This window comes from Leyella stercorea (genome assembly GCF_019052365.1).
Taxonomy (GTDB): Bacteria; Bacteroidota; Bacteroidia; order Bacteroidales; family Bacteroidaceae; genus Prevotella.
This window is the reverse complement of the sequence record NZ_JAHQUY010000013.1, coordinates 17,288-31,492: the sequence shown is the minus strand read 5'-3', so window position 1 is coordinate 31,492 and position 14,205 is coordinate 17,288. Positions and strand designations below refer to the sequence as shown.

The 14,205-nt window shown below is 50.8% G+C and carries 11 protein-coding genes; 7 read left to right on the top strand and 4 right to left on the bottom strand.

What is annotated here, in order from left to right; all coding sequences use genetic code 11:
• The first annotated feature begins 4 nt into the window (after positions 1–4).
• From KTQ90_RS04115 to KTQ90_RS04090, 6 genes are all read left to right on the top strand, one after another.
• The gene (locus KTQ90_RS04115) at positions 5–1,804 is read left to right on the top strand and encodes a hypothetical protein (protein ID WP_005816255.1); all 1,800 of its coding nucleotides are present in this window, start codon (positions 5–7) and stop codon (positions 1,802–1,804) included.
• Between the two features lie 82 nt (positions 1,805–1,886).
• Positions 1,887–4,343 carry a MutS N-terminal domain-containing protein gene (locus tag KTQ90_RS04110; protein ID WP_005816257.1) on the top strand — a complete coding sequence of 819 codons (2,457 nt, stop codon included), beginning with the start codon at positions 1,887–1,889 and terminating at the stop codon, positions 4,341–4,343.
• A gap of 4 nt (positions 4,344–4,347) precedes the next feature.
• The gene (locus KTQ90_RS04105) at positions 4,348–5,904 is read left to right on the top strand and encodes a glucosaminidase domain-containing protein (protein ID WP_217317295.1); all 1,557 of its coding nucleotides are present in this window, start codon (positions 4,348–4,350) and stop codon (positions 5,902–5,904) included.
• A complete protein-coding gene (locus KTQ90_RS04100; RefSeq protein ID WP_005816263.1) occupies positions 5,901–6,083 on the top strand; it encodes a hypothetical protein in 183 nt (60 codons plus the stop codon). The genes KTQ90_RS04105 and KTQ90_RS04100 overlap by 4 nt, the downstream gene beginning before the upstream one ends.
• A 72-nt stretch (positions 6,084–6,155) precedes the next feature.
• Entirely contained in the window at positions 6,156–6,761 is a 606-nt protein-coding gene (locus KTQ90_RS04095) for a hypothetical protein (protein ID WP_005816265.1), read from the top strand.
• A gap of 6 nt (positions 6,762–6,767) precedes the next feature.
• Positions 6,768–8,690 carry a zincin-like metallopeptidase domain-containing protein gene (locus KTQ90_RS04090; RefSeq protein ID WP_005816267.1) on the top strand — a complete coding sequence of 641 codons (1,923 nt, stop codon included), beginning with the start codon at positions 6,768–6,770 and terminating at the stop codon, positions 8,688–8,690.
• Between the two features lie 106 nt (positions 8,691–8,796).
• On the opposite strand, the gene KTQ90_RS04085 is transcribed toward KTQ90_RS04090, so the two are convergent.
• On the bottom strand, positions 8,797–9,162 hold the full coding sequence (locus KTQ90_RS04085) for a DUF2958 domain-containing protein (protein ID WP_005816269.1): 366 nt from the start codon (positions 9,160–9,162) through the stop codon (positions 8,797–8,799).
• A gap of 2 nt (positions 9,163–9,164) precedes the next feature.
• Entirely contained in the window at positions 9,165–9,458 is a 294-nt protein-coding gene (locus KTQ90_RS04080; RefSeq protein ID WP_005816271.1) for a hypothetical protein, read from the bottom strand.
• A 394-nt stretch (positions 9,459–9,852) separates the two neighbouring features.
• Here KTQ90_RS04080 and KTQ90_RS04075 point away from each other — a divergent pair, with 394 nt between their 5' ends.
• On the top strand, positions 9,853–11,115 hold the full coding sequence (locus KTQ90_RS04075; protein ID WP_005816273.1) for an ATP-binding protein: 1,263 nt from the start codon (positions 9,853–9,855) through the stop codon (positions 11,113–11,115).
• Positions 11,116–11,255: 140 nt separating this feature from the next.
• Here the strand turns inward: KTQ90_RS04075 and KTQ90_RS04070 are convergent, their stop codons facing one another.
• Positions 11,256–12,662, bottom strand: coding sequence for an OmpA family protein (locus tag KTQ90_RS04070; RefSeq protein ID WP_005816276.1), 1,407 nt, complete (start codon positions 12,660–12,662; stop codon positions 11,256–11,258).
• A 54-nt stretch (positions 12,663–12,716) separates the two neighbouring features.
• Positions 12,717–14,168, bottom strand: coding sequence for a MobV family relaxase (mobV, locus tag KTQ90_RS04065; RefSeq protein WP_005816278.1), 1,452 nt, complete (start codon positions 14,166–14,168; stop codon positions 12,717–12,719).
• Between the last annotated feature and the right edge of the window lie 37 nt (positions 14,169–14,205).

Here is a 14,205-nt window from a genome sequence, read left to right as displayed (position 1 = left end):
GTATATGGCAGTTAAGAACAGTCAGCGATTCGCAGAGATAGAGCGTCTGATGGGCGACTACTTCGGGTGTCACCTTGCCCCCGTGATGGGCAGGGTGCAACGGGACTTGTCCAACAGACAGGCAGACGAGATGCGAGCCTACTCCAACAGTACGGCTGGCATCCTACGCTCATTGGCCACTGCCAATATGCCTGGTGATGACCCATACGCCACGCTGAAGATTACAGGCAAGTGGAACAGCAAGACCACCGAAGACTATCTGGCGATGTGCAAGGAGGCTATTGTCGGCAACAAGGATATGCAGCGTGACCTTGCCGTGATGGCTGAGGAATGGCGCAAGGCGGTGGTGACGGAGATAGGACGAGAGCGGTACGATGCACTCTCTAAACAACTCGGTTGTGATTTGGCATACGCCTATATCGATCACCGCATGGAGCAGCTGATGATAGAAAAAATGGTGAAAGACCGTATGCCAACATCTTCTGCCGACTATATCATCCGCAAGGCGGCACAAAGCAGTCTGTTCGGTCTGCCCTACGAACTGAACAAGTCACCCCTTGCCGCAGAGATAGAAGCCAAAGGAGAGGCAGCCTATAAGCCCTCTCGAACAGAGAAGGCAGCGGGATGGGCAGCCGGAGCGGGTGCCGATGTCGTGGCCATGGGAGGGATTGGCTCATGGGCAACCTTCGCCAAGTTTGTCGGTATCGATATGGTGATGAATGTCGGCATGGAGCACCTAAGCAAGAAAGGTAGCAGCCAAGAGGTCTGTGTCGAGGAGTGTATCAGCAAGGGAGTTTTCGGTACGGGCACCAACGTCTTCGCCTCATTCCGCAAACAGGCAAAAGTCATCAAGAACCACGAGAACAGCTATATCAAGGCTACCAACAGCCATTTCAAGAACAAGATTCCCACGAGCAATATCACTTTTATGGATTGGACGAAACAAACCGAGCAGACCTCTTTTCCTTGGAACAAAGGTACGTTCCTTGACCCTCAGAGAAACGAAGCAACCAAACGTACAGGCAAGTACAAGGATGTGCCCTTGATAGTTGCGCCTGGACAGGAAGACGAGTATCTGGAGGTTAAGGCGAGACTGGATGCAGAGGCTGAGAAGGAGAAGAAGGCAGAACCGAAAGAAACTCCTGATTCATCGACTGAAGAGGCAACACCATCTGTAGTCCAGCAGGAGGAAACAGCCTTACAAACAAACGAAAATGGATGGGACGGGCTGTTGCAGAGTTTTGGACTGAACGGCTTTTCAGACATCGGCAAGAACCTTGGTTATGTGTTGGCGATGCTGCCCGATGTACTGGTGGGACTGTTCACTGGCAAGACAAAATCGCTGAATATGGACAATAGCCTCCTTCCTTTGGCCTCTATCGTGGCTGGAATGTTCGTGAAGAATCCTATACTGAAGATGCTGTTGATGGGTATGGGAGGTGCCAATCTGCTCAACAAAGCGGGACATGAGGTGCTGGGCAGGAAACAGCAGGAAGGCATTGCACCTACAGTTAGTCCTGCTGCATCTCGCATTCAGTACCGCCAATATCCTGATGAACCACTCAATCCTCGTATCAGCAACCCGATGCTGCAAGGGCGGTGTCTCGTTGCCAACATTGACCATGTGCCTTGTACCATTCAACTGCCTGACAGTGTGATTGGGGCGCATCAGTCGGGGGCATTGCCGCTGAATACATTGGCTAACGCCATACTTGCCAAGAACGACCAGATGCGACAGATGGCAGCAATGCAGTACGAAGAGCAGGCACGGGAGAGCGTGGTGCGACCGAGGGGAATACAGTGAAGCCCGACAACAAAATTGTCGGGAACGGTGGCTTGGTAAGCCAATTATAGAATGTGATTGAGATAAACAAAAAGATAAAAGCATGAAAGAGAAATCAGAATTTGAGAAGCGGACGGCGGAGAAGCAGGTGTCGCTGCTCACTGAGGCACTGACGAGTGCGGTGGATGCCAAGGGACATTGGTTGAATGCAAGCGGCAAACTCTATCCGAAGCTCTATCCCAAGGGCTTTTCGGTCAGTCCGTTCAATGCCCTTGTCCTTGCCCTTGACTCCGATGCCAAGGGTTGCAAGAGCAATCTGTTTACGCAGTTCTCCGAAGCGAAGGCACGGGGTGAGAGCGTGAGGGAGCATGAGAAAGGTGTGCCGTTCCTGTATTACAATTGGAATAAGTACGTCAACCGCAACAATCCCGACGATGTCATCACCAAGGAGGCATACGCAGAACTGTCGGAACAGGACAAACAGCAGTACAAGGGAGTGAAAAACCGTGAGATCCGTGTGCTGTTCAATATCGACCAGACGCTACTGCCTATGGCTAACGAAACAGCCTACACTACGGCATTGAAGAAGGATGGCACGGTGGAGGATAGAGGTTATGGCGACAAGGAGGACAAGCAGCTGCATGGGTGCGTCAACGGATTCCTTCAGAAGATGAAGGACAACCTCGTGAATGTACGTCAGGACGGCACGGGTGTGGCGCACTACGACACCGAGAAGGATGTCATCTACCTGCCACGGCAGCGTGACTTCGAGCACTACAATGACTATGTACAGGAGATGATGCGTCAGTTGGTGTCTGCCACCGGTCATCAGCAGCGGTTGGCACGTGAGGGCATGGTCATGAAGAACGGCAAAGCCCCGTCGGAGGATGCCGTGAAGAAGGAACGACTCATCACTGAGATAGCTTCGGGCGTGAAGATGCTCGAACTGGGACTGCCTGCCCGTCTGTCAAAGGACAGCCTTAGCATGGTGGACTATTGGACGAGGGAACTGAAGGAAGACCCTTGTCTGATTGATGCCATCGAGAGTGAGGTGAACGGTGCGCTGAAGGTGTTGAAGAAAGCCGAACTGGGTGAAAAGGTGGAGTATGCCACCGACCAGCATCAGCGAGAGACGGCGCAGATACAGGTGCAGTTGCCCAACCACTACTTCGTAGCAGACGAAATCAAGCAGCATCCCAACGAGGAGCAGCGTACTGTGGTCATCGTGCGTGATGATGCCAGCAAGACCGCCGATGTGGTGCTGCCACAGGGTGCATCGTTGGAGGTGAACAACGAGATCAAGGGCATGAACAAGCAACGCTTCACCAATGCCTTGCAGAAAGAGGGTTATGACAACGTGCGTTTCTACAATCCCGACGGAGCCTTGGGCTTCCGTCCCGACGACAGTTATTTCGCCGACAAGAAAATCACGGTATCAAGACTGCGCAACTGGTCTATCGAAGACCTATCCTCGTTGGATGCTTCTGAGGCCGTAACCCACAGCCGTGACATCGGTTTCGACAATGTGCAGTTGGTAAAGGATGACAAGGAGCGGTGGGCATTGTACATCAAGCCCGAAGGTAAGGAGGGCTTTGCCGTCTATCCCGACAAAGGAGACCTCAATCATTTCTTCACCACCTTGAAGCAGTCGATGGACAACATCGAGCGTGTGCGTGAGGAACTGGCACAGAAGTATTATGCTATGGCAGAGGCGAAACCCGACCTGAAGGTGGACATCTTCGGAGGTAATGAGCAGGAGGTTGATTTGAACCGCATCCAGCGTGTGGCAGTATTCCGTGCCAAATCGGGCGAATGCCTGTGTGCAGCCACTATTGACGGCAAGAAGTTGCAGCCGAGAAGTGTCAGTCCGTCACAATGGCAACGATTGTGGGTGGCTCCTGACAGGGATTCCTACAAGCAGAACCTTGCCGCCTCGCTGTTTGCTGATGTATTGCAGAAAGACAACAATGTCGAGCAAAGTACACAAGAGAAGCAGGAAGAAGCGACGGAGGTGAAGCAAGCGGAGACGGCAATTGTCGATAAGCATGATGAACAGAAGGAAGTGGTACTTAAGGAAGATAAAAGCTCTGAACAAAGGGAAGAGAAGAAACAAGAGGAAAAGAAAGAAGAAAAGAAGGATGAAAAGGCTGTCAAGGCTGCTGTCTCTCCCCTTGTCCAACAATATCTTGACTTGAAGAAGAAGCATCCTGATGCCATTCTTTTGTTTCGCTGCGGTGACTTCTATGAGACCTACAAGGATGATGCGGTGAAGGCATCCAAAATATTGGGTATTACGCTGACAAAGAGCAATGGGCGCAAGGATGATGAAGGCAAGCCGTTGGCAATGGCAGGATTCCCATATCATGCCCTCGACACCTATCTGCCGAAGCTCATTCGTGCTGGTGAACGGGTGGCCATCTGTGACCAGTTGGAAATGCCGAAGCAGACAACATCATCGAAGCGTGGAATTACGGAGATGGTGTCACCTGGAAAAGAGACAGGAAAGCAGATGGCACAGGAAAGTCAAGAAACAGAACAACACACCAGTCTAAGGAGATAGGCTTATGGGAAAGAACGCAGCGTATGCCGCACAATATGCGGAGGAAGCCAAAGAACAGATGCGGATGTATGGGATTCCTGCCTCCGTCATCTTGGCGCAAGCCATACTGGAGAGCAGCAACGGACAGAGCCAACTGTCGCGCGAATGCAACAACCACTTTGGCATCAAGGCTACGGCATCGTGGTTGAAGAATGGCGGAGAGTATGGAGTCTATACGGATGATAGGCCCAACGAGAAATTCTGTAAGTACAAAAGCGTGGGTGACAGTTATGAGCATCACTCGCAGTTCCTGAAGCAGAACAAGCGTTATGCGCAGTGCTTCACGCTGTCGCCTGACGACTACAAGGGATGGACGAAGGGCATTGAGCGTGCCGGCTATGCCACGGGCGGCGGTTATGCTGCAAGTCTGCAGCGCATCATTGAAGCCAACGGACTGGACAAGTATGACAGTGAGGTGATGGCTGAGATGCGGGCAGAAGGTCGGTCGTTCGGGGTGGAGAATAATCCTCGTAGAGAAATGCCTGCTGCCCATGTACCGCAGTCTGCCGGGTATTCCTTTCCTGTGGAGCGAGAGGAGTTTCTCTTCATCACCTCGCCTTTCGGCAATCGCCAGGATCCGATGGATGCCACCAAGCAGCAGATGCACAAGGGCATTGACATCAAGACGAACCATGAGGCGGTGTTGGCCACGGAGAACGGCGGCAAGGTGGTGGCGGTGAACCATAATGCGAACACGGCAGGAGGGAAATCCGTCACCGTGGAATACAGCCGTGAGGATGGCAGCAAGGTGCAATGCTCCTACCTGCATCTGTCTGACATAGCAGTAAAGGTAGGTGACGTGGTTAATGCCAGTCAGAAGTTGGGGGTGTCGGGAAATACCGGCACCAGAACCACTGGCGAGCATCTGCATTTCGGAGTGAAGAGTGTATCGGCTGACGGCTCAAAAAGGGATATGGATCCAGCCGCTTATCTGGCAGAAATCGGACAGAAAGGCAACATCAAGCTACAGGCCCTGCATAACGGCAATGACCTGTTGGCAAAATACAAGAGCAATGCGCCACAGGAGCAGAAGGTTTCGTCGGAGAACTGGATGAAGAAAATCCTTTCCTCGGAGGACAGCGGCGTGGGCATTTCGGGAACGAATGACCCTATACTCGACATGGCGATGACCACCTTCATGTCGCTGATGATGTTGGCAGCGCAGATTGACAGCAATGATGAGGAACGACAAAAAGGACTTATCTCTGCCATGGCAGCCAACCGGCTCGTAGATTTGACCTCGCTTGTTCCAGGCATGAGGCAATGCACCATTACTGTGGGTGAGAACGGCAAGACTGTGCTTCATGCAGAGAGCGGTACGGTGAAGATTGACCGTGAACTGACCTCCTCGGAGATGAACCGCCTGTCGCTCATTTTGGGCAATGCCAATCTGTCGGAAGAAAGCAAACGGACGAAGATTGCGGGAATGGTGACAGGCATCGTGGCGACACAGCAGGCTTCGCAGAACTTCGAGCAAGGGATGGAGGCTGAGAGTCAACAACAAAATCTGCAAAGGAAATGAAAAGGATAGCAAGTCATCTGTGTACATTGCTGGTGGGTATGGTAGCTGTGGCAGGACACTTCATGCTTACCCAATGGCTTTTCGGTCAGACCGTGGCCATCATCTATCTCGGCTTCCAACTTATCATAGCAGCGTGGATAGTCTATGAACTGATACGTGCGCTAGTATATGATGATTGAAAAGAGATTATTGTCATTGCTAAGACATTTCACTTGGACGATGGATATGTATAATTCAAATAGTATCGAGCAATGATCAAATGTAATGTAACAGTGTGCGGAACGGTCAGCAAGGCTGCGACCTGCCGCACGAACAAGGAGGGCAAGGCATTCGTGAGCTTTGCCATGAACGTAGTCATTCCAGCGAAGAGCGGGATTAACAAGACCATCGAGGTGTCGGTCATCAAAGATGGGACACTGACGGAGGTGGGCAGCTGCAACATCGGCGAACGCATTGAGGTAGCCGGTGTATTGGTACCAAGAAAATGGGGCGATGTCCTTTATTTCAACCTGTCGGCAAGCAGCATCAGCCACCAGCCTGACGAGGCAGAGGACTGCATCAAGGGCGTGATGGAGTTCCGCGGCAAGGTGGGCAAGAGCATTGAGGACAAGACGGACAAGAATGGTGTGCCGTACTGCCAGTTCTCCGCTTTCAGCGCAGAGAAAGTACAGGACGGATTTGAATACATCTGGGTAAGTTTCTTCCTATTCGATGGCAAATGCGAGGCATGGCTGCAACCAGGCGTGAAAGCGAACATCAAAGGGGCATTGTCTGTCAGTGTCTTCAATGACAAACTGGACTTCTCCTGCCGAGTGTCTGAAATGAGCGAATATGTTCCGCAGCCCTATAATGGTTAATTGACTATGGGAAAGCCTTATGCTAAGGAAGGTCCGAGTGCCGAAGACAAGGCACTCGACCTGTTTGCCGATATGATGATTGAGCGTATTCAGTCGCTGTCGGGCAAAGACGGATGGAAAAAGCCCTGGTTTACTGAAGGTGCGTTGCAATGGCCGAAAAACCTGAACGGACGAGAATATAATGGCATGAACGCTATGATGTTGCTCCTGCATTGCGAGAAGGAGGGTTACAAGATTCCTCGCTTCTGTACCTTCGACCGCATACAGCAGTTTAACAAAACTGGCAAGAAAGACGAGGAACAGAAGCCCCGTGTGTCAGTACTGAAAGGTGAGCATTCTTTCCCCGTGATGCTCACCACGTTTACGGTGGTCAATAAGGAAACAAAGGAACACATCAAGTGGGAGGACTACAAACTGCTCTCTCAGGAAGAGCGCGAAAAGTACAATGTATATCCAAAGCTTCAGACTTACCATGTCTTCAATGTGGCGCAGACCAACCTGAAGGAGGTCAGACCAGAGTTTTGGGAGAAACTGGAACAGGAATACTCGATGCCCAAGGTAGAGAAGGACGAGCAGTTTGCCTTTGAACCCGTGGATAGGATGATAGCGGACAACCGTTGGATATGTCCCATCAAACCGATGTTCGGTGATTCCGCCTATTTCTCCATCAGCAAGAATGAGATTGTGATGCCTGAGAAAAGGCAGTTCAAGGATGGGGAGTCTTTCTACTCGAACCTTTTCCACGAGATGGGACACTCCACGGGTGCGGAGGGACAGTTAGACCGCATCAAGCCCGCTACCTTCGGCTCGGCAGAGTATGCACGCGAGGAACTGGTGGCAGAACTGACGGCTGCGCTGACCGCTCAGCGGTATGGCATGACAAAGCATCTGAAAGGAGATTCGGCTGCCTATTTGAAGTCTTGGCTGGATTCGCTGAAGGAGTCGCCGCAGTTCATCAAGACCACGCTACTCGATGTGAAAAAAGCTACCTCAATGCTCACGCAGCATATCGACAAGATTGCTATGGAGATAGACCAGGAGAAAAAGGCTGAGCAGGAAAACGGGCAAGGGAAAAGTTATCTATCCATAGATGACGGCGACCATGCAGTCTTGGCATATAATGGTTCTGCTGTATATATCCAGCATCATGAGAAGGAGGACTCTGTAAAGATTGCTGTGCCGACGAGTAACGGTCTGGAAGTGAAACTCTCTGTTCCTTACGACCACGGCAAAGACCTTGACACCAATTATCAGGAGGCTTTTGCCCAGTACAAAAGCCTGACAGAGCCTTCACAATCGAAAGAAAACGTCTATTATGCCTCCATCGCCTATCTCCAATCAACGGATGACACATCGGAACTGGATAAGCTAAAGGAGAAAGGTGACTATCAAGGACTGCTGACGCTTGCCAAGGAATACTATGACGGGAACGGCATGGACGAGGAGCAGACCTACAGGAAGCCGTGCCAGAACAGAGGCGATGACCTGCTAATAGAGGACAAGGACTTTGCAGTGGTCTATAACGGGAGTGTCGGCGGTACGTATGAGGTGTTCCTGAAGCATACGGAGCAAGAAGTGCGTGACCATATCACTCGCTATGGCATAGGACGTGCCAGTGAGGACGTGAAGGCTGTGGCGAGGGAGATGACCGCCGAAGAGTTTTCGGAATTGGCGCAGCGAAAAATGCCGATATTCCAAATGCCGAATGGTGGTTTGCTGAACCTGCAATATAACAAGGATAAGGATAGCCTGGATGTGGGGACTGTGACCAATGCAGGACTCTCTGTGAAGCATACCTTCCCTTTCAGCCACAACCATTCTATGGACGCAAACATCAGCTCTGCGTATGAGCAACTGCTTGACATGGAGGAGTACCAGAAGGAAGAGGTACAAGAGGAGCACGTTGCCAAGTCCGCTTTCCGAAGATGAGAGTAGTATCGTAGTATATACTAATCGTAGGCTTTACTACTCATAGTAGGTACTAACAATAGTCAGCCGCAAGGAGTAATGTCCCTGCGGCTGATTTAATTTGGGGTCATTCCATATTATGAAGGAATGCTTGTAAATCCTCGTCTGGAATGCTCTTCAGTTTCACCGGCTTGAAGCCGTCCAACTGCTCCACTTGAAATATCTCGTCCACTCCATATTTGGAGCCATCCACCTTTACGCTCTCCATTTCATTGACGGAGGTATAGCCATACTCCGTTTCATGCAGACCGCATACGATGGTGAACAACGTGGTGTCGTTACCTTCCGGCTGTCCTTCAAGTACGAACCAACGGACGTGTCCGATGAAGAATATTGCCACACAAACGGCATCCTTGCCTTTGCCGTCCTGTGAATACAGAGGATAGGATTTCAGTATCTCCTCCAATACGGGTGTAATCAATCTGCTTGCCATAGTCAATCGTTGTTAAGTGTTCTGTAATACATTCTGTTCTCTACAAGGTGTTCGATGGCCTCTGCTGCCAATCGGCACACCCACTCGTCACGCTGGTCATAACGACCTTTTTGATAGTCGTTGGCAAGGCGTTCCAAGAAGGCAAACACCACCTTGCCCTTTTCGTTGATAAGATAGCGATGGTCATCTGCAAGGGCATTGCCTACCTTGGCGGCTGACCCCATCTGACCGTTTACGAACCGTGAGAAGCACTCGACAAATGCCTGCTCGTTTTCTGATAATCTGTGTAATTCCATACGCAAAGAAATTATTTGTTCAACTTGTTTTTCTTCCCTCCTTTTGAAGCCTTTCGGCTCCTCTTGTCGGGAACTGATTTTTCGTGCATCAAAAGACTGCGGAATGAGGGCGATAAGGCAAGAAAACAGACGGAGGAGTTAATGAAATACCCAAATCTTTGATTTGCGGAAAGCTGTCGTTCAGTCCTCTGCCTGTTAGCATGGCGGTACTTGACCATTCGCCCGGGCAGTAACTTTGCAAAGAAAAATGGGCATCGGCAAGTGGAATAGACACTACAAAACAGGAAAATCATTGATTTTTAGTGCATTTTTCTTTATTTCTTTCTTTGATTTAGGATAAAATATATAACTTTGCCTCCGAAAAAGTGTCACAAGTGACAGTTTTTCGTAAAATATGATAGTAAACAGATATAGATACATAGAACAGTTGAGCCGTTCAAAGAACAACGGGCTCATAAAGATAATCACAGGATTGCGACGTTCAGGCAAGTCGTTCCTTCTGAAGAAACTCTTTCATCAGCATCTATTGGATGAGGGCGTGAGAGAAGACCATATTCTCGTCATCGACATGGAGAGTAGGAAGAACAGAGAGTTCAAGAACCCGGACTACCTGTTGGACTGGGTGGAAAAGATGATGATTGACTATGAGACTTATTATATCATCATCGACGAGGTGCAGGAGGTGGAAGACTTTGTAGAGGTGCTCTCTTCCTTGTCAGTTACCGAAGGGGCGGATGTGTATGTCACAGGCTCCAACTCGCGTTTCCTGTCCTCTGACCTGGTGACGGAATTCCGAGGCAGAGGTGACGAGATACATGTGTGGCCACTATCCTTCAAGGAGTTCATGACGGTGTATGATGGTTCGAAAGAAGACGGTTGGGCTGAATACAGACTGTACGGAGGTTTGCCGCAACTACTTACACAGGTTGGGGATGAGAAGAAGGCTGATTTCCTGCGTCGCCTTTATCGCACGGTATATCTACGTGACATCTACGAGCGGAACAACATAGAACTGAGACCTGAATTTGAAGAATTGTCGAAGACCGTAGCATCCAGTATAGGAGCACCTGTCAATGCACTGAATATAGCCAATACGTTCAAGTCCGTAAGCAATGTGCAGAGCATAACCGACAAGACAGTGTCGGCTTATCTGGAATATATGCAGGATGCTTTCCTTATCGAAAAATCCGAAAGGTTCGACATCAAAGGACGGAAATACATAGGTTCGTTGTCCAAGTATTATTATCAGGACGTAGGTCTGAGGAATGCTATTCTGTCGTTCCGTCAGAGCGAGCCGACACATATCATGGAGAACGTCATCTACAATGAGATGCGTATGCGAGGATGGCTCGTGGATGTGGGTAACGTCTATCATCGAGTGAGGAATACGGAAGGAAAGCAGCAGAGGGTGACATTGGAAGTGGATTTTGTCTGCAACAAAGGGAGCGAGCGGATCTACATCCAGTCGGCGTGGCGTATGCCCGATGCAGAAAAGATGGAACAGGAGAAACGGTCGTTGCGTCTTGTAGATGACTCTTTCCGCAAACTGCTGATCGTGGGAGAACATACCAAGCAGTGGAGCGACGAAAACGGCATACAGATAATGAGTATATATGACTTCCTGCTTGACTGGTCAAGTACTGAGAAACACGGATAAAAAAAAGATATGCGCATAGAATATGCGTTAATACATATATGATTAAGGGAGGGCCTATCCATCACGGACAAGCCCTCCCTTTCTAAAATTTATCAATGAAAAAAAAGTTTTAGTGCTCTTGTTCGGAGCTGTATGTCTGGCTATAGATACAGCAGGATTCTGGTATGGCGGTTCGCCTCATTGGGCGAGTAATCGTCAATGCCGCCATCGAAAATCTGAGAGATGGTGCCATTTTCCATACCACGTTTCATCAGTTCCTCTGCAATGAATCTGGCACGGGAACGGCTGAGGTTATCATTGATGGCTTCACTGCCTGTGGCACTGTCGGCAGCGCCGATGACCTTAACTTTCAAGCCATATTTCTTGGCGATGCGTGCTACTTCGTCGAGATTGACGAGCTGTGACCTGTTGAGCAACCTGTCAGTGCCAAGTTCAAAGAAGAAATAGATGGGCGCACCTATGCAAGCCTTTCCTGAGTGGATGAGCGATAGGTAATCGTCTTCCGGCTCACCTTCAGCATTGCCATATTCTTCTGTACAAGAGGCGGACTCCATGACCTTTGTCTTTTGACCATTACCATACTTGTCTCTCATTCTTGCACGCAGCGAGTTGAGACCGCTGTAGTCGTTTCGAGGATAGCCATTTGTGACGGAAGAAGCGGCATCGTCAGAAAAGAGGTGGCCGTACTTGTCCAGAAGTCCCTCGATGGCAAGAATCTTGCGCAGCTGCTCCAGAGTCTGACAATCTCGATCGTGCTGGGCGTGATAGCGGCTGTTGCTGTCAGAAAGGGATGAGGCGTATGCCGAAAGCCATTCGTTCTGTGCGATGTACGGGCGAGCGTCTATCACTCGCTTCCAGCCAGTCTTGCCGATGCGGACAGAGAGGCCGAGGGATGCGGACAGCAGATGGTCGCCAAGGCGGTGTGCCTTGCCATAGCCGTCAAAATCCTGCATGGTGGTCATGTTGCCTATCTCTGCCGTAACAGCAATGCGTGGGGAGAGATGATACTGCCCCTGTATGCCGTAGGAAATGGCAAAGGGCTTGTGGGCATTCACCTTGTTGTGCAGCATACCCACGCCCACGTATGGAATGACACTCCATCTGGCAAGAGTGTGTACATCGTCCTTGTAGAGGTTGCCGAGGACATTCCACATGAAATCAGCACGCAGGTACTGGTAGTCCTGCGAGGAGTTGTTGCAGTCGTTGAACTGCATACCGCCATAGTTCAGACGACCGCCGACGGAAGGTGTGAACCATTTGCCGATCGACACGGAGAATGCCGGTTTCATGCGACCGAATAGGTCGTTGCATCCGAGCGGTTTGCCGAGGAAGACCGTAGTTCCTCCTGCCGCTTGGACAAACCAGTTGTCCGTCCATGGCGAAGCTACCAATGCCCCTTTCATGTAGGAAGGTTTAAGCGGACGAAGCATACCGTCTGCCGAAAGTCTGCATACAACGGTGGTGGTGTCCGCCGTGCGGTGATAGTCTTTGGCTTGCGCACCCAATGAAAGGGCGAAGCCAAGGGATAGAATAAGTATTTTTCTCATGTTGTTCAATTTAATCTGGTGAATACTATAACAGGTGATACGTGACAGTGCCGCTTATCGTTTCTTCCTTTTGCCGGAAGAGGGGCGCATCATGCGTGCAGCTTTCATCATGCAACGGCGTGCCCAAGCGCGTTCATCCTCGTCATCGTCACGTCCCCATTTGAGGTCGGACGAACTGCCGCCACCGCCATGACCTTCGGCAAAGGTGGTGGCATCATCGACGTAGCCGAGGAATAGAAGCGTGGCACAGTACATCACCTCCGTTCCATTCTCCGCAAAGGCCTGAAGCAGGGAACCGTCAAACACGTCCTTGCCCTCATTGGAAAGCCGTGCCACACGTTCGGAGAACTCGCTGACCATGTTTTCGAGAAGGGCATTTCTGAGAACGGTGTCCGCACCTTGTCGGATAGTATCGGAATATCTGTGTGCCTCCTGCCGCAACTCCTCCGTGCGCTCCTTCATGGCGGTCATCTCCTCACGCAGGGCATCGAGCTTGCGGTCAGCCTCTGAGAGCTTCTCCTGCTTGTCGTCCAGTTTCGACTGGATAGCGGACAGTTCCTGCTCCAGCTCTTGGACTTGCTGACGGAGAGCATCAGGATTGTCGTGACCTGCAAGAATCTGCCGATGCAATTCAGCAAGTGCCGCCTCCTTCTCAGCCTTCTCCTGCAAGAGGTTGTTGACCATTGAGGTGAGTCCTTTTACTCTCCGCTCTGCCAGACGGATGTCCGATTGGAGCGAGGCGAGTGTCCGCTGATGGGTGGCGACGGACTGCTCAATGGTGGTGCACTGTTCTGACAGCTGGCGGCGGTATTCTTCGGTGGTGCGGTGGCGTGCTCCCGTCTCTGAGACGGAAGTTCCGCGCTCCATGCCCCAACGCTTGTTGACATCGGCAAATTCGCTGTGCAGGGCTTTCATCCTGGCAGAAAACTCGTACTTGTCCTTTCCGGCGAATATCTGTTTGTATGCAAACTTGCCGTCCTTGATTGGCAAGAGGGTGCAGTGAACGTGCGGATTGGTTTCGTCCAAGTGTAAGATGAAAGCGACGATGTTCTCCTCACCGTATTTGTCCGCAACAAAGCGGTAAACATCCTTTGCCCATTCCTCAATGTCCTTGCATCGGGTTAGATGCGAATTGTCCGCTCCGTGAGTGAGATTCACCTTCTGGTCACCGAATGCCAATTCTGTCATACGTTCTCGTGAGCCTCCGAAGATGAAATTGACCACTGTGCGGAAGCGTGGCTCTGCCAGTCCCTCGTTGGGGTCTTTGATTCCACGGCTCCGCAGGATGTCTGCCATGCGCTCCGGGATGCTTCGGCTCTTGTCTATAGGACAAACCTTGCCGCCCCGAACCTCGAAGTTGAGCCGCTCACGGCTGCGGTCGTAGTTGCCTGTTGATTCAGCGGATCCCCAACCCTTTTCCGTCCAACGGCGTTGGTGCTCGTTGCTCTGTGCTGTGGTGATTCCCTTAGATGGTCGGAAATCCATAACCTGTTTTGGTGTTGCCATAACCTATTTCCTTTTATGTGTGTACAACTCTCCTGTC

What these genes read in the sequence shown, in the direction of transcription:
- KTQ90_RS04115 (WP_005816255.1), top strand. Translation starts at nt 5, where the DNA reads ATGGCAGTTAAGAACAGTCAGCGATTCGCAGAGATAGAGCGTCTGATG.
- KTQ90_RS04110 (WP_005816257.1), top strand. Translation starts at nt 1,887, where the DNA reads ATGAAAGAGAAATCAGAATTTGAGAAGCGGACGGCGGAGAAGCAGGTG.
- KTQ90_RS04105 (WP_217317295.1), top strand. Translation starts at nt 4,348, where the DNA reads ATGGGAAAGAACGCAGCGTATGCCGCACAATATGCGGAGGAAGCCAAA.
- KTQ90_RS04100 (WP_005816263.1), top strand. Translation starts at nt 5,901, where the DNA reads ATGAAAAGGATAGCAAGTCATCTGTGTACATTGCTGGTGGGTATGGTA.
- KTQ90_RS04095 (WP_005816265.1), top strand. Translation starts at nt 6,156, where the DNA reads ATGATCAAATGTAATGTAACAGTGTGCGGAACGGTCAGCAAGGCTGCG.
- KTQ90_RS04090 (WP_005816267.1), top strand. Translation starts at nt 6,768, where the DNA reads ATGGGAAAGCCTTATGCTAAGGAAGGTCCGAGTGCCGAAGACAAGGCA.
- KTQ90_RS04085 (WP_005816269.1), bottom strand. Translation starts at nt 9,162, where the DNA reads ATGGCAAGCAGATTGATTACACCCGTATTGGAGGAGATACTGAAATCC.
- KTQ90_RS04080 (WP_005816271.1), bottom strand. Translation starts at nt 9,458, where the DNA reads ATGGAATTACACAGATTATCAGAAAACGAGCAGGCATTTGTCGAGTGC.
- KTQ90_RS04075 (WP_005816273.1), top strand. Translation starts at nt 9,853, where the DNA reads ATGATAGTAAACAGATATAGATACATAGAACAGTTGAGCCGTTCAAAG.
- KTQ90_RS04070 (WP_005816276.1), bottom strand. Translation starts at nt 12,662, where the DNA reads ATGAGAAAAATACTTATTCTATCCCTTGGCTTCGCCCTTTCATTGGGT.
- mobV (WP_005816278.1), bottom strand. Translation starts at nt 14,168, where the DNA reads ATGGCAACACCAAAACAGGTTATGGATTTCCGACCATCTAAGGGAATC.